This is a genomic window from Duganella sp. Root198D2, from assembly GCF_001428585.1.
Taxonomy (GTDB): domain Bacteria; phylum Pseudomonadota; class Gammaproteobacteria; order Burkholderiales; family Burkholderiaceae_D; genus Rugamonas.
In genome coordinates, this window is the sequence record NZ_LMIC01000017.1 from 14,306 (window position 1) to 29,533 (window position 15,228).

Genomic DNA, 15,228 nt, shown 5'->3' on the forward strand with positions numbered 1-15,228 from the left:
TTATTGCTCCACCAGTTGGGCAATACGTTCGCGCAGTTCGGCGTTTTCAGCGCGCAGCGCCGAATTCTTTTCCTTCAGTTGCGAGATCTCGAGGCGCAGCACCTCCACCTCGGTCAGCGGAGCCGGACGTTCTGCGGCCTCGTAATGCCCCTCGCCGGCGTCTTCCTTCGCTGCCTTTGCCGGGCGGTTGGCGGCGCGCTGTTCGCGGATCTCGCGGGCCGCCTGCTGCAGGAACTTGCGGCCGCCGGCGACAGCCGATTTCTGGTCTTCTTCCGGCAGCGAGGCCACGGTGGCGGCGGCATTGATTGAGATCGTACCGGAACGCACCGCATCCACCAGTTCGGGCGTGGCGCTGCGCGTGATCTTCTCGATCTGGCCCAGGGTATTGGCGCTCAGGCGGGCGGCGCGGGCGATATCTTCGCGCTTGGCTTTCGCCTTCGGCGGCGGCGCCGCTTCTTCGGCTTCCGGGTCTGGCGGCGCAATGGCGTCATCTTCCGCCTTGGCCTGCGCTTTCACGATCAGTTCGCGCTTGGCGATGATTTCCTGCTGGCGCAGGGCCAGCACGCCACGCTGGAAGTCCGACACGCTGCGGCGGCCCAGGTGGTTGTCGATCATCCACAGCATCACGTCTTCAATATCCTTGAAGCTCGTGTTCTGGGTGACTTTAAAGGGAATGCCGTGCTGCTGGCAGATCGAATAGCGGTTATGGCCATCGACCAGGATGTCGTTCCACAGCACCAGCGCATCGCGGCAACCTTCGGCCAGCAGGCTGCGTTCCAGCGCGGTGCGCTCGGCCTCGGTCAACGGTTCGATATAGTCCCGCAGGACGTCGTTAATCTTGATTTGCATGTGGTCTTTCAAGGGAATTCTGCGACCAGCATGCTACAACATTCCGCGGCGATTACAAGAATTGCCAAATTTACCACCACTGGATGTTAACCAAAGGACATGTCATAATAGCGGGCTTCAAGCATGCCCCGGTGGTGAAATTGGTAGACACACCGGACTTAAAATCCGTTGGCCGCAAGGCCGTGCCGGTTCGATTCCGGCCCGGGGCACTCTCAAGTCAGGTTTCCGCTGCTGCAATACGCAAAGGAATACGCGCCAGCTTCCCTGCTCCGAAATCCCGTCCGAACGGCAAATCCCGCCGCTGTGCATATCCGATATAGCAATCGCATTTCAGGCGGCTGCATGGCCGCTCGCGCAGCATCGATTCCAGCGAATCCTGGTACAAATTCCCCAGCCGCCCGGGAATGAAATGACAGCGCGTCACCTCCCCGGCCCCATCCACGGCAATCGCTTCTTCGCCGGCGGCGCATGCCCTGCCGCGGGAAGGCGCCGGGCGGCGGTTATGGATGAACCAGGGATCGATCGCATCCAGCCAAGCCAGTTCCTCTGACGTGTAATAATCCGGTCCGCGCCGGTCATAGGCATTCAGCCAGAGATACTGGCTTTGCGGCAGTGCCGCCCGCAGTTCTTTGATGGCGCTGAAATGCTCACGCATTGCCACCACGCCAACAGAAAAATTGATTCCCATCTTCGCCAGCTGCGCACAACGCTCCAGGAAGCGCACCTGCGAGGTTTGCCCCGGATGCCAGGTGCACCATAAGGCGACTTTATCCGGTTCGACCTGCTCCAGCCACGACAAGGGCGCAGCCAGGTTGGTCTGGACCGAAACCTGCTGCACATGCGGCATCGCCGCCAGCGCCTGCACTGCCGCGCGGTAATGACGCCGCACCAGGGCTTCGCCCCACGGCGTGAACAGGATGCGCAGGGGGCGCTTCTGCTCCCCCGCCCAAACCACGAAGCGTGCGACTTCGGCGGCATCCTTTTCCAGCCTGGCGCGGCTATCCTTGCGCTTGGCGAAGGGACAATAGCCGCAGTCATAATTGCAGCTCTCAAGCGTTCCCCGGTACAGCAGCGAGAGCGGCGTTTCGCCAGAGCTGCTCAGCACGATGCCCCGCCGCTGGACATCAGGTCCTGCACCCGCCCGGATGCCAGCCATGGTCCAATCGTATCGGCATAGGCATATCCAAGGTCGTTGAGGCGAAGGATGGAGCCGCGTTGCTCCGCCAGGCCAAGTGCCGCCAATTCCTGCAAGTCCGGCAAATCCTCAAGGCATGAGCTGCGAAAGCGCGCCGCATAGGCCAGCAAATCGAGGCCAGGGTCCGTCAACAGGGACTGGATCACGTAGCGGCGCCGCTGTTCGTCCAGGCCAAGCTGGAAGCCATGGCGGGCTTGCAGGAAGTCTTCATCGCCGTACGCGAGATAACCCTGGATGATATCCATGGTGCCGGCGCGTCCCACCGCGTAATCGGTTGAATAATGCAGTGCGCGCGTATAGGAACGGGCGCCGGTACCAAAACCTACCATGCCATCGTTCTGGCAGCAGTAGGAAGGTCCATCCTGGCCCGGCGCATGGGGCGCACGGAACATGCGCATCGACACCTGCACATAGCCCCGTGCGCGAAGATGGTCGCGCGCTGCGATATACAGCTGCAGCCGGCTGTCGCCATCCGGCGCAAGCGCGATCGTGTCGAAGCTTCTTGCCGCCCGCCGTTGCGCCAGCTTGCCCAAGCCGGTGTGCTGGCGCACATAAAGCGGGTACAGGTACAGTTCTTCCGGCGTGAATTCCAGCGCGCTGTCGATCGATGCCAGCAAGCTGGCGATCGTTTGCCCGGCGATACCGTAGATTAAGTCGAGGTTAAGGGTCGGGAATCCTGCAGCGCGGATGCGCCCAATGGCGCTGCGCACCGCGTCATTTTGCTGCGGCCTTGCCAATGCGCGCATCTCCGGGGCCGAGAAGCTCTGGATGCCGAGGCTCACGCGGTCGATCCCCATGGCGCGGCATACCGCCAGTTTGCCTGCGGTCGCCGTTTCCGGTGAAGCCTCGATGCCGGCGGGTGTGTCCTGCAATGAAATGCCGAGGATATCCTCGGCGGCGCGCAGCAAGGTTTCAAGCTGGCGCGGCTGCAGGAAGGTTGGCGTGCCGCCGCCCAGCGCGAAACGGGCAAACCGTCGTTCGCCCAGTACGTCGTTCAGCACCCGCATCTGGCGCACTACCTGGGATACGTAGCGCTCCACCAGCTCGTCGCCGGGATTGGCCATCGCGAACAGGTTGCAGAAACCGCAGCGCATCTCGCAAAACGGGACATGGATATAGCCGAACAAGGCAGAACGGTCTTCTCCCGCCCACAATGGTTGCAGCGGCATTGGCTGTTCCAGGGTCCGGTATGCGGACTTGTGCGGGTAGGAGTAGGAGTAAGCCTGGTACGGCGTCTGCCGCATGCGTTGCGCCAGCGTGCTGGCGGGGGCGGGGTGGTTCAAGATCGCGTCGCTCCGGGCGGGTTAAGGAAAAAATGCGCGTAAGGGACGTTCCACACGGTTTCATGCGCCAGGCGGTGTCCCTGGAATCCTGCTTCTCCATAGGCGCTGCCGTGGTCGGAACAGATGATGACGAACGTCGGTGCACGCGCCGCGCAAGCGGCCAGCAGCGGTTCCAGTTCGCGGTCGACGTAGCGCAGTGCAGCTGCGTGGCTCTCCAGGTTGTCGGCTTTGCAGCCGCGCAGGTAGACGCGGTTTGGCTTGTGGATCGCAGCCACGTTCAGGAACAGCATCACGCGCTGTCCAGCCGCAGCCTGCAGGCGTTGCAGCGCCAGCGCCGCCTGCTTGGCGGTGGATCTTGGGGCGTCGACACCCATCGATTGCGACCAATGGCTTTCAGCGAACATCGACGGCAGCACACATCCCAGCGCGGTCTGCTTGTTGAAAAAGCCGACGCCGCCAATGCAGACGGTATGGTAGCCCGCTGCCGCCAGCCCGGCCAGGATGCTCTCCTGCTCGAACACGCGGGTATGCGCGCAAGTCGTCTCGCTGCCGCGGAAGGCGGTAGCAAACAGGCGGGGATGCGGGCCTGGACTGTCCGGGGTCGGCAGGAAGCCGGCGAAGAAAGCGTGGTGCGCGGCATAGGTGAAGCTGGCCGGCGAATGCCGGCGCTCCCAGCCGCCGGGTGGAAGATGGCGCCCCAGAACGGGCAACTCGCCTGCCTCGTACAGTTGCTGCGCAACGTCGTAACGCAGGGTATCGAGCGTAATGAACAGGATATCGTGGCTGCCGACCACCTGGTTCATGTCGGGAATGCTGTGTACCGGCTGCGTCATTGCCTGAAGCTTTTCCATTGGGCGGTATAGGTATCCTGCTCCTGCCAGAGCAAGCCGGGAAGAAGGTCGCCGAATGCGTTCGCTTCCAGCACATGGGCCTGGCCCCGCTGCGCGACTACGTCCAGCCCGATGACGTGACTTGCGGGGAAAGCCTGCGCGGCCTGCCGCGCTACTTTCTCCAGTGCTTCCTGCGACGCGGGATCGAGCAGGCTGTCGGCAGCGCCACGGCGATTGTCCAGGTGCAGGTTGGTCATCATGCACGTGCCGATGCGCGCGACACGGTGCGCCGGCTGTCCGCCCAGCGTGAGTACGCGGATATCGTAGTGCCCATTGCCGACACGCGGCTTGGGCAGCCATCCTTCGGCATACGCCTGCTGGCTGGCCAAAAGGTCGACCAAAGTCCGAATGTCGGCAGCAAGGTGGTAGCGGCTCATTCGCTTCGAGTTATAGAGCCGGATGGCGCCTGTGCCGTGCACCAGTTGCGCCGACGTGGTGGCCTGTTCGCCGCCGCGCCTGTTGCGCCGGTACGCAACCACGCCCGACGCGCTGGAGCCGTAGCGGGTCTTGATGAAGACCCGGTCCAGGCCATGCTGGTCGAGCAATGAATGGAAGTGATCATATCCTTCCACCATGCCCAGCACCGCTGGAACAGCCACCTTGTGCTTTGCGAGATGGTGCTGGCAGGCCAGTTTGTCCGTCATCAAAATTGTTTCACGCGGGGCGTTCATGACACGCACGTGCGGCATGTTTGCCACCTGCTGCTCCAGGCGCAGCAAGGCCCGCTCCAGGCCTTTGAACCACGCTCCGGACACTGCAAGTTCGCCGTGTTCCAGGGGACCTGGGTTGGCGATGCCTTCAGCAAGGCATCCATCTGCCAGTAGCCGTGCCTGGACGGCCGGATCGTCGCCGGGAGGTTCCACCTTGAATACACAGGACTGCGCCAGCATGCCGCCCAACTTCCCTGGCGCTGCAAGCCAGTCGCGCCATTCCAGCACTTCGGCCGGCGGCAGGCCAGCCTGGCTGCGGGCCTGCTGCGACAGCCGGACGCGCTTACCACTGGCGACGCCCAATAAGACCAGTCGGCCTGGCAATGCCTTATTCTCCAACGGCGACGTAACGATCGCCGTCGTCTTCTTCCTGCGCGTCATCCAGTACCACTTCCAGCGGCAGCGCCTTCAATTTCTCCTGCATGCCTGCAGAAATATAGTGGTGGGACAGGTCAAGGCGGCGCAGCATACGCACATGGGGGCTGCCCAGCAAGGCGCTGGCGCCATCATCGCCCAAGGTGCCCAGCGACAGGTCCAGCGTATGCAGCCGGCCAATCACTTCTTCGCTTGCCAGCCATTCGGCCAGCTCGTCGGAGATGTCGGAGTCGCGCAGGCCCAGGTAGCGCAGCGATGGGCCGGCCAGCGCGCCTAGCAGGCGGCGGTACAGGTCGACATCGCCATCGAAGCCGTAATCATCGGAGCCCAGCCACAGTTCCAGATGCTCCAGCGCCGGCAGCGAAGACGCGATCAGGGATTCCACCACTTCGGACGGCAGGCCGCCAGATTCGATGGTCAGCTTGCGCAGCGCGGCATGGGTTACCGGCTCCAGCGACAAGTCCTGCGCGCCGCGGATGCGCAGTTCTTCCAGCTTTGGAAATGCCTTCAGTAGCGGCGTGTAGTCGCCCTGCACGATCCACGAAATTTCGCACTCTTCAAACGTCATGTCGCCGATGAACAAGGCGCGCAGGGCCGGCAGTTCCGGCGCACGGGCCACCAGTGCCGCGATGATGTCGTCGGCGCCTTCTTCATACGGTTCGCCCCACATACCGATCACCAGAGCGTCAAGCCTGGACTTGTCGGCGCTTTGCAGGAACTGATCCATCAGGCCGGACATCTTGCGCTCGTCGTCGTAGTCGAGCGCCAAGCGGTAGACTTTGTCGCCAGAGAGGTCGACCGGCAACGCCGGGTCAAAAGCGGTGACGGTTTTGTTGAAGAAGGTTTCAGTGCTTTCGGAGATGGTCACAGTGCGCTTCCTGGAAAAGACCCTGGCGCCTTTCGCCTGGGAAATATTGAAATATTAGCATGCACCATGCTTAACGCCCGCTTAAATTAGGTGATTCCCTAAGTTGACGCTGGGTATCTCATCCGCCTAAACTCCGCCCCGTTATCATATTTTGGAGCCCCCTTTCATGGGCACTTGTTCGAGTCATAGTTGTCACCGAATTCACTTCGGCTTCGCATAACGGCACGATCACGTCCAGGGCTCCTGTCCTACCGTCATCCGCCATGAGCGGATGATGATTCAAGCGCGCACGATCGCGGGCCCGCATCCTTGCGGAGAGCCTGATGTTCGCATCTATCACAACGCGTCCCAATCGCTGGGACTGGGCATTGCTGCCGCTCGTGCTGGCGGTGCTGATCGCTGTCGCCTATGGCGCCATGCAGATGGCACGCCCCTTCGTGCTTGGCCAGCCCATGCCGGTCAGCCTCGATCCGGGCGCACTGCCCTATTACCTGTTGCGCACCATTTTGCGCATGTTCGCGGCGCTGGCCGTTTCGCTGCTGTTCGCCTTCGTGTTTGCGGCAGTGGCGGCCAAGTACCGGCTGGCTGAAAAAGTGCTGGTGCCGCTGCTGGACGTACTGCAATCGGTGCCGGTGCTGGGGTTCCAGGCGATCGCGATTGCGCCGTTCATCGCCCTGTTCCCCGGTAGCCAGATGGGCGTCGAATGCGCGGCGATCTTTGCAATCTTCACCTCGCAAGCCTGGAATATGGCTTTCAGCCTGTACCAGTCGATGCGCGCCGTGCCGGCCGAGCTGCATGAGGCGAGCCGCATGTTCCGCCTCTCGGCCTGGCAGCGCTTCTGGCGCCTGGAACTGCCGTATGCCATGCCGGGCCTGCTGTGGAACATGATGATGTCGATGTCCGGCGGCTGGTTCTTCCTGGTCGCGGCGGAAGCGATTTCCGTCGCCGGGCAGGACGTCAAGCTGCCAGGCATCGGCGCCTACATCGCGGTCGCGATCGAGGCCGAAAACGGCCGCGCCATCGCCTGGGCCATCGCTGCCATGTTCGTTGGCATCGTCATGTACGATCAGCTCTTCTTCCGCCCTTTGCTGGTGTGGGCGGACAAATTCCGCTTCGAGGAACTGGACGGGGAAGTCGGCCGCCGCTCCTGGTTGCTCGACTGGGTGCGCCGCAGCCGTATCGCCAGCCGTCTGACCGGCAAGGCCTGGAAGCTGATGCGCTCCACCCTGGGCTGGTTCCCCGCCCGTCCGCTCGGCGCCGGCGGTCCAGGCAAGGCCGCGCGCCGCTGGCGCCTGCCGGCACAAACGGCCGATACCCTGCTGCTGGTGCTTGCGGCTTGGGCCAGCTACCGCGTGGCCGCCTTCATCCATACTGAAGTTGGCTGGCGCGAAGCTGCCGGCGTGTTTGGCCTCGGCCTGGCGACGCTGGCGCGTGTCGCTGTGCTCATCACGCTGGCATCCCTGTTCTGGGTGCCGGTCGCCGTGTGGATCGGCCTGCGCCCCCGCTATGCGCAGAAGATCCAGGCGGCGGCGCAGTTCCTGGCCGCGTTTCCGGTCAACCTGTTGTTCCCGGTAGTGGTGTACTCGGTGCTGCACCTGGGCCTCAATCCTGACATCTGGCTCAGCCCCCTGATGGTATTCGGCACCCAGTGGTACATCCTGTTCAACGTCGTCGCCGGTGCACCCACCCTGTCCACCGATTTGCGGCTGGCGGCGGCAAACCTGGGCCTGAAAGGCTGGCTGAAATGGCGCCGCGTCTACCTGCCGGCAGTTTTTCCGAGCTATGTGACGGGTGCCGTCACCGCTTGCGGCGGATCATGGAACGCCAGCATCGTGGCCGAATACGTCACCTGGGGTAAAACCACGCTGGTGGCGCATGGACTGGGAAGCTATGTGAAGCAGATGACCGATGCCGGCGACTTCCCCCGCATCGCCCTCGGCATCGGTGTGATGTGTGTATTTGTAATGGTAATCAACCGCTTCGTTTGGAGCCGTTTGTATCGGGAGCAGGCATGAAAAAAGAAATCCTGGTCGACCTGCAAGGCGTCGGCAAATCCTTCCGCACTGGCGATGGCGCCAGCCGCACCGTGCTCGATGGCGTCGACTTCGCGCTGGCGTCGGGCGAGATCGTGGCGCTGCTCGGCAAGTCGGGTTCGGGTAAATCGACCCTGCTGCGCATTATCGCGGGCCTGGTGCAGGCCGACGCCGGCACCGCCCGGTACCGTGGCGCGCCGCTGGCGGAACCAGTGCCGGGCATCGCCATGGTGTTCCAGTCCTTCGCCCTGTTCCCCTGGCTGACCGTGCAGCAGAACGTTGAATTGGGCCTGGAGGCGCAAGGCGTCGCTGCCGCCGAACGCGCCGCGCGCAGTGAAGCCATGCTCGACCTGATGGGCCTTTCGGGCTTTGAAGGCGCCCTGCCGCGCGAACTTTCGGGCGGCATGCGCCAGCGCGTGGGCATCGCGCGCGCCCTGCTCACCAATCCGGACGTGCTGCTGATGGACGAGGCCTTTTCCGCGCTCGACGTGCTGACCGGCGAAACCCTGCGCGACGACATCCTCGAGCTGTGGGATCACGGACGCATTCCGACGCGCGGCATCCTGGTCGTTTCGCACAATATCGAAGAAGCGGTGATGATGTCGGACCGGATCGTCATTCTCTCCAGCGATCCCGGCCGCATCCGCACCGAAATCCGCATCGACCTGCCGCGCCCGCGCAATCCCGACAGCCCGGCCGTGCGCCAGCTGGTGGACGAAGTGTATGGCCTGATGACCATGCGCGCGCCGGCTGCCGTGCCGGCACGTGAGGCTGGCCTGGACTACCGCCTGCCGGACGCCGACATCGAACGCGTTGAGGCGGTCCTTTCGCTGCTGGCATCGGATGGTTTCAACGGCCGCGCCGACCTGCCGCGCCTGTCCGACGAAAGTGAACTGCCGGACGAAGCCCTGTTCCCGGCCTGCGAAGCATTGTCCCAGCTTGGCCTGGCCACGGTGGAAGGCGGCGACATCGCCATGACGGCGCTCGGCCGCCGCTATGAAGCAGCCGACCACGCTGGCCGCCAAGCCATCTTCGGCCGCCAGTTGCTGGCCCACGTCACGCTGCCGCAGCACATCTACAGCATGCTGCGCGCATCCGCGGACGGTGCGCTGCCGGAAGAACACGTGCTGGCGCCCTTGCTGGAAGCCATCGAACCGGAAGAAGCACGCCGTATCATGCGCACCGCCGTAGAGTGGGGGCGCTATGGAGAGATTTATGAATTCGATTTCCACACGCGCCGCCTGCGCCTGGCCTGACAAGCGCAGCGCTGTGCCCAGGCATACCGCGCCAGCTGGCCCTTGGCATGACTTGGGCGCTTCCGGGGTTGCTATACTAGCGGCATGAAAACCCTGCTTTCCATCGCAGCACTGGCTGCGCTGCTCACTGGCTGTGCCGGCATTGGCGCGCAAACTTTCTATGCCAATCCTGCGGCGGCCAGCACGTTCGGGATGTGCAAGACCCTTGCCACGGGTTCGCCCGACATGGACTTTTCCAACGCCTTACGCATGGTACTGGGCCGTCGTGGCGTGGCGGAAGCATCCTGCCCTGACGTCATCAAAGAGCGCGAGACCTGGGTCACCGTTGGGGTAGCGGCCGGCGTGGTCGCACTGGCAGTCGCGGCCAGCAAACATAACGATGTCAGCATCGGGGTCGGCGGCACTGTCGGGCTGTACGGCGACGACTGGTACTCCTCCGAACCGGCCTACGCGCCGAACACCGACCGTGAATGGGCCTGGGACCGCTACACCGGCGAAAACGGCAGCCAGATCTGGGTCTGCCGCGGCGTCCAGACCGGCGCCCTGACTGATCCATCGCGCTGCCAGGGAAGGCCATTGGCTGACACCGTCTGGCCGGGCCCGGCAGACTGTTCAGATAGTTCCTTCGCGAAACTAGCTATTGTCCCCGCCCGCACGATAGAGGAAGTCTTTCGGCACATACGCTCCGCGCGTGGAGAATGATGGCGTTCTCTTCGAGGGGCTGCGAAATGAAGACAAGAAACTTTCTGATGCTCGCCACCTGCGCAGCATTTTCAACGCTTGCCGCGCCTGCCTTTGCCGGCACTTTCGACGATGGCATGCCGGCACCGTGGCGCTGCACCGGCAAATGCGGCACCCTGGGTGCCAACGGGGTCGTCCGCCTTGCGCCGGGCGGCGGCAGCGCCTACGGCTGGATCTCCAGCTACAACTCCGGCAGCCAGGTCGCGCTGCCCGGCGTTGGTGGCGTGGGCGAAGCAGCGAATGGTTCAATCCTGCGTTCAGTGTCGTTCATGGCCGACACCAACGCAGCACTCGATTTTCGTTTCAATTACGTGACGACCGACGGCGCAGGTTACGCCGATTATGCGTGGGCGCGCCTGCTCGATGCCGACGATAAGCAGGTGGCGCTATTGTTCACCGCCCGCACCAACGAAAATGGCAACGCGATCCCCGGTTTCGACATGCCGCCGCCAGCCGCGACCCTGACACCCTTCCCCGTCGCCGTGGCGCCAGGCCAGACCATGTGGGCGCCGCTCGGCCCCGATTCCGACGAATGCTATGACGCCGGTTGCGGTGCCACTGGCTGGGTGCGGGCACAATACGCCATCGCCAATGCCGGCAAATACCGGCTTGAGTTCGGCGTGACCAATTGGGACGACCAGGACTTCGATTCAGGACTGGCTATCGATGCCTTTACCGTCGGCGGCGCGCCATTGCCCATCCCCGAACCTGGACAATACGCGATGCTGCTGGCGGGCCTGGCCATGTTCAGCGTGCTGAAACGCCTGGCGCGGTGATCCGCATCGGCATCTCGGGCTGGCGATATACTCCGTGGCGCGGCGTGTTTTACCCGCCCGAGCTGCGTATTCGCCCACAAAGGCAACCGCTACATCACGCACATCCGGCACCTGCGTGCCCCCGAACAACCGCTAGCAAACGTTTTCGCCAGCGGCGTCCTCCTGCTGCGCAAAAAACTGGGCCCCTTCCTCTGGCAGTTTCCACCCAATTTCAAATTCGATGAAGACTTGTTCGAGCACTTTCTAAGCGTGCCTGGCGCAGCGCCTACTCGGCTAGGGGGCGCCGCTGGGCGCGATAGATCCCGGATTGGCCCGAGAACATGAAGGCAACCGCACAGGCCAGCGCGGCATAAGGGCCGATTGCCGGGCCGAACAATTCCATCGCCATCACCGTGCAGGCCAGCGGCGTGTTGGCCGCGCCGGCAAACACCGCGACGAAACCAATTGCCGCCAGCAGCGGGAATGGCAGGTGCAGGAGCGGCGCGAGCACATTACCCAGCGTCGCGCCGATGTTGAACAGCGGCGTCACTTCGCCGCCCTTGAAGCCGGAGCCCAGCGAGCCGACGGTAAAAACGAATTTGCCGAGCCAGTCCCACCAGTCCAGCGGCACGCGAAAAGCCTCCACCATCGGCCCGATGCCGAGGCCAAGGTAGCGGTGGAAGTCGATGCCGGCGAAGCTGCCGGCACCGACTGCCAGCGCAATGATCGCGCCGCCAACCAGGGGCCGCAACGGCGCATAGGCAAAGCGCGCCTTGAACCAGGCCGACAAGCCATGCGTGGCTGCGGCAAAAGCACGCCCCACCAGGCCGAACACCACGCCCGCCACAATGATGCCGGCCAGCGCCAGCAGCAGCGGGCCATCCGGCGCGCCCAGTGCGCCAGCCGGGTAATGCGTATGTCCAACGCCCCAGGCGCGCGTGACCTGGTCGGCCAACAGCGCCGCCAGCATGCAGGGATAGATCGCGGTAAAGCGCATGCGCCCCACCACCAGCACCTCCAGGCCGAAGATCGCGCCGGCCAGGGGCGTGCCGAAGACGGAAGCAAAACCGGCGCTGATACCTGCCATCAGGACGGTACGCCGGTCTTCGCGCGGCAGCCGGAATACGTGGGTGAGCTGGTCGGCCAGCGCCCCGCCCATCTGCACCGCGGTGCCCTCGCGGCCGACCGACGCACCGAACAGGTGCGACACCACCGTGCTGCACAGGATCAGTGGCGCAAGGCGCAGCGGCACGACGTTCTTGGGATCGTGGATCTCGTCAATCAGCAGGTTATTGCCCGCTTCAACGCGGCTGCCGACCTGCAGGTAAATCCAGCCCACCGCAAAGCCGGCCAGCGGCAGCAGCCATACCACCCATCGATAAGCCTCGCGCCAGGCGGTGGCGACATCCAGCGCCACCAGGAAGAAAGCGGAAGCGCTGCCCGCCAGCACAGCGACGATGCCGGCCAGCAGGCTCCACTTCCCCAGGTAGCGCAATTGCTTAATGATGGTCGTGCCCCTTCTTGTCACGCGTCACTTCCACCGGCTTGACGCCGGCCGGCGGCACCGCACCAGGCGCAGAAACAGGCGGCGGCACTTCGCCGGTCCATTCGTAAGCCGTGCTTCCCTTTGGCGCCTTGTACCAGCCCGGATCGGTGTAGTCGCCTTTTTTCTGGTCGGGACGCACTTTCATCAGCGTGAACATGCCGCCCATCTCGATATCGCCATATGGGCCGGTACCGGTCATCATCGGCAGCGTATTCTCGGGGATTTCCATTTCCATGCCCCCCATCGACCCGCCCTTGTCGCCCATCACCATATAGCCCGGCACCAGCTTGTTGATCTTCTCGGCCACGCCCTTGTGGTCCACGCCGATCAGGTTCGGCACGTTGTGGCCCATGGCATTCATGGTGTGGTGCGACTTGTGGCAGTGGAAGGCCCAGTCGCCCGGATTGTCGGCAATGAACTCGATGGCGCGCATCTGGCCCACCGCGACATCGGTGGTCACCTCCGGCCAGCGCGCAGTTGGCGGCACCCAGCCGCCGTCGGTACCGGTCACTTCAAACCGGTGGCCGTGAATGTGGATCGGGTGGTTGGTCATGGTCAGGTTGCCGGCGCGGATGCGCACACGGTCGCCCTGGCGCACGACCAGCGGGTCGATGGCGGGGAAGACGCGGCTATTGAATGTCCAGATATTAAAGTCCGTCATCGTATTGACCTTGGGGACCATGCTCCCCGGTTCGATATCGTAGGCGCTGAGCAGGAACACGAAATCACGGTCCACCGCATGCTGGCGCGGGTCTTTCGGGTGAGTGACCCAGAAGCCCATCATGCCCATCGCCATCTGCACCATTTCGTCAGCATGGGGATGGTACATGAAAGTACCGGCATGTCTGGCGACAAATTCGTAGACGAAGGTCTTGCCCGGCTGGATAGCCGGCTGGCTCACGCCCGACACCCCGTCCATCCCGCTTGGCAGGATCTGGCCGTGCCAGTGCACACTGGTGTGCTCCGGCAGCTTGTTGGTGACGAAGATGCGCACGCGGTCGCCCTCCACCACTTCGATGGTCGGTCCCGGACTCTGGCCGTTGTAGCCCCACATCCTGGCGTACATGCCTGGCGCAATTTCGCGCACCACCGGTTCCGCGACCAGGTGGAACTCCTTGACGCCATCTTTCATGCGCCACGGCAGGCTCCAGCCGTTCAAGGTCACGACCGGGTTGTACGGACGGCCATTGGGCGGCATCAGCGGCGGTGCGGTCGAAGCGCTCGATTGCACCGCCGCTTCCGGCAGGCCGGCGGCGCCGGCACGGCTCACCAGGCCTGCTCCGATCAGGGCCGCGGCGCCATTGGCGAGGAAAGACCGGCGCTTGTTGACGGGGCTATTCATTGCTGTACTCCCTTACCGCCAATCGCGGCATCCAGATTGGCATCGGCGATCCAATACTCCTTGAGCGCGGTGATGTAATTGTTGACGGCGGCAGTCTGTTCGCGCGCATCGGCCAGCAGTTCGAATACCGACAGCAACATGCCGTTGTAGCGCAGCAGGGTCTCTTCGGAGATCTTCTGGCGCAGCGGAATCACCACATCGCGGTAATGCCTGGCCAGCTCGTAAGAGGCCTGGTAGTCCTGCTGGCTTTCGCGTGCTTCGCTGCGGGCATTGACCGCTGCGGCGGCCAGCAGGTTGAGCGACTGCATATAGGTTGCTTCCGCGTGCGCCACGCGAGCGCCGCCCCAGTCGAACAACGGCACTTCCACGGAAATTTCGTAACCGTGCGAACGGCGCTCGCCATCGCGCTCGCTGATCCCGCTCAATTCCAGCACGTTGATGAAGCGTGTGGCCTTGGCCAGGCCCAGGGATCTTGCAGTGTGCTCCGACGACAGGCGGGCTGCCTGCACGTCCAGGCGGTCGCGCATGGCGACTGCTTCGGCACCATCCACCTCGCGCGGCTTGGCCGGCAGGTCGGGCAAGCGCTCAGGCAGGCGGTAAGCCGTAGCCTCCCTGCCGGACAGGCCGAGGATGCGGGTCAGCTTCTCGCGGCTGGCGGTTGCGGCCTTGCGCGCGCGCGCCACGTCGGCCATCGCATCGGCGTGGAAAGCTTCCTCCTTGGCCGCATCGTACTTGCTCCAGTTGCCGGCAGCTTGCATGCGCCGCGCCAGCTCACCGCTGGCATCGGCCGCGTCGCTGATTTGCTGGGCGTATTCAACGCCCTGCTGCGCCGCCACTGCCTCGATCCAGGCCAGGCGGGCCTGGTGGGCCATGGAGACCGCGTGACCGGCCAGTTCCAGCTTGACTTGCTCGAAACGCCGGGTTTCGATGCGGCTGGCCAGCGGCAGTGTGAGCAGCTGGATAAAATTCATGCCCAGGGTGCGCTCGATGCCAACCTCGCCGCCGCCATGCGTGCGCTTGAAACTGAAACCGGGATTGGCCAGGCGGCCTGCCTGCACCAGTTCCGCTTCGGCGATGCCGAGGTCCCAGTATCGAGCCTGCAGGCCGCGGTTGTTCAGGAGTGCGGCCTGGACGGCCGCATCGGCGCTAAGCGGCTCGGCAAGGAGCTTCTTTAACTGTTCGTCCAGCGCGCGCCGGTCCTGCTCATTGCGCAGCAGGCGCGTCTCGGCGCCGCTGCGGCTCCTGGTGGCTTGCACCACTGCGCCGAAGCCGCCATCGTTCGAAAACGTGGCGCAACCGGACAGCAGCGCAGCCGCGGCGGCCATTGCCGCCAGCTTGAATGCTTGGTTCATGGTGATCTTTCCAATGCTTGGTCGTCCTGCGCG

The 15,228-nt window shown here is 63.8% G+C and carries 14 protein-coding genes and 1 tRNA gene; 6 read left to right on the forward strand and 9 right to left on the reverse strand.

Going from position 1 to position 15,228, the window contains the following annotated elements; all coding sequences use genetic code 11:
* A complete protein-coding gene (locus ASE26_RS16235; protein WP_057246557.1) occupies window positions 1-849 on the reverse strand; it encodes a hypothetical protein in 849 nt (282 codons plus the stop codon).
* 125 nt (window positions 850-974) lie between these two features.
* Between ASE26_RS16235 and ASE26_RS16240 the strand changes: the two genes are divergently transcribed.
* Window positions 975-1,058 (forward strand) — tRNA-Leu (locus tag ASE26_RS16240).
* 8 nt (window positions 1,059-1,066) lie between these two features.
* On the opposite strand, the gene ASE26_RS16245 is transcribed toward ASE26_RS16240, so the two are convergent.
* From ASE26_RS16245 to ASE26_RS16265, 5 genes are read right to left on the reverse strand one after another with little or no spacing between them, the layout of a single operon-like run.
* A complete protein-coding gene (locus tag ASE26_RS16245) occupies window positions 1,067-1,954 on the reverse strand; it encodes an STM4011 family radical SAM protein (RefSeq protein ID WP_229208163.1) in 888 nt (295 codons plus the stop codon).
* The gene (locus ASE26_RS16250) at window positions 1,948-3,327 is read right to left on the reverse strand and encodes an STM4012 family radical SAM protein (RefSeq protein ID WP_229208164.1); all 1,380 of its coding nucleotides are present in this window, start codon (window positions 3,325-3,327) and stop codon (window positions 1,948-1,950) included. Before ASE26_RS16250 ends, ASE26_RS16245 begins: the two co-directional genes overlap by 7 nt.
* Window positions 3,324-4,178 carry an STM4013/SEN3800 family hydrolase gene (locus ASE26_RS16255; RefSeq protein WP_229208165.1) on the reverse strand — a complete coding sequence of 285 codons (855 nt, stop codon included), beginning with the start codon at window positions 4,176-4,178 and terminating at the stop codon, window positions 3,324-3,326. Before ASE26_RS16255 ends, ASE26_RS16250 begins: the two co-directional genes overlap by 4 nt.
* Window positions 4,157-5,251, reverse strand: coding sequence for an STM4014 family protein (locus ASE26_RS16260; protein ID WP_156409952.1), 1,095 nt, complete (start codon window positions 5,249-5,251; stop codon window positions 4,157-4,159). Before ASE26_RS16260 ends, ASE26_RS16255 begins: the two co-directional genes overlap by 22 nt.
* Before the next feature lie 4 nt (window positions 5,252-5,255).
* Entirely contained in the window at window positions 5,256-6,170 is a 915-nt protein-coding gene (locus ASE26_RS16265; RefSeq protein WP_055926690.1) for an STM4015 family protein, read from the reverse strand.
* Between the two features lie 323 nt (window positions 6,171-6,493).
* Between ASE26_RS16265 and ASE26_RS16270 the strand changes: the two genes are divergently transcribed.
* The 5 genes from ASE26_RS16270 to ASE26_RS32070 all read left to right on the forward strand — a co-directional run bounded on the left by ASE26_RS16270 (window position 6,494) and on the right by ASE26_RS32070 (window position 11,300).
* Window positions 6,494-8,185 carry an ABC transporter permease subunit gene (locus ASE26_RS16270; RefSeq protein WP_057246561.1) on the forward strand — a complete coding sequence of 564 codons (1,692 nt, stop codon included), beginning with the start codon at window positions 6,494-6,496 and terminating at the stop codon, window positions 8,183-8,185.
* On the forward strand, window positions 8,182-9,459 hold the full coding sequence (locus ASE26_RS16275) for a nitrate/sulfonate/bicarbonate ABC transporter ATP-binding protein (RefSeq protein WP_057246562.1): 1,278 nt from the start codon (window positions 8,182-8,184) through the stop codon (window positions 9,457-9,459). Before ASE26_RS16270 ends, ASE26_RS16275 begins: the two co-directional genes overlap by 4 nt.
* Before the next feature lie 84 nt (window positions 9,460-9,543).
* Window positions 9,544-10,161, forward strand: a complete 618-nt coding sequence (locus ASE26_RS16280; RefSeq protein WP_057246563.1) for a hypothetical protein — start codon at window positions 9,544-9,546, stop codon at window positions 10,159-10,161.
* A 26-nt stretch (window positions 10,162-10,187) separates the two neighbouring features.
* Window positions 10,188-10,976, forward strand: a complete 789-nt coding sequence (locus tag ASE26_RS16285; RefSeq protein WP_156397889.1) for an NF038132 family protein — start codon at window positions 10,188-10,190, stop codon at window positions 10,974-10,976.
* Window positions 10,977-11,087: 111 nt separating this feature from the next.
* Window positions 11,088-11,300 (forward strand): DUF72 domain-containing protein, encoded by a 213-nt coding sequence (locus ASE26_RS32070; protein WP_373922074.1) that lies wholly within the window; start codon window positions 11,088-11,090, stop codon window positions 11,298-11,300.
* Here the strand turns inward: ASE26_RS32070 and ASE26_RS16290 are convergent.
* From ASE26_RS16290 to ASE26_RS16300, 3 genes are read right to left on the reverse strand one after another with little or no spacing between them, the layout of a single operon-like run.
* Window positions 11,242-12,483, reverse strand: a complete 1,242-nt coding sequence (locus ASE26_RS16290) for a voltage-gated chloride channel family protein (protein WP_057246564.1) — start codon at window positions 12,481-12,483, stop codon at window positions 11,242-11,244. The genes ASE26_RS32070 and ASE26_RS16290 overlap by 59 nt on opposite strands.
* Window positions 12,455-13,843, reverse strand: coding sequence for a multicopper oxidase family protein (locus ASE26_RS16295; protein WP_055926705.1), 1,389 nt, complete (start codon window positions 13,841-13,843; stop codon window positions 12,455-12,457). The genes ASE26_RS16290 and ASE26_RS16295 overlap by 29 nt, the downstream gene beginning before the upstream one ends.
* Window positions 13,840-15,195, reverse strand: coding sequence for a TolC family protein (locus ASE26_RS16300; protein WP_057246565.1), 1,356 nt, complete (start codon window positions 15,193-15,195; stop codon window positions 13,840-13,842). Before ASE26_RS16300 ends, ASE26_RS16295 begins: the two co-directional genes overlap by 4 nt.
* Window positions 15,196-15,228 lie beyond the last annotated feature (33 nt).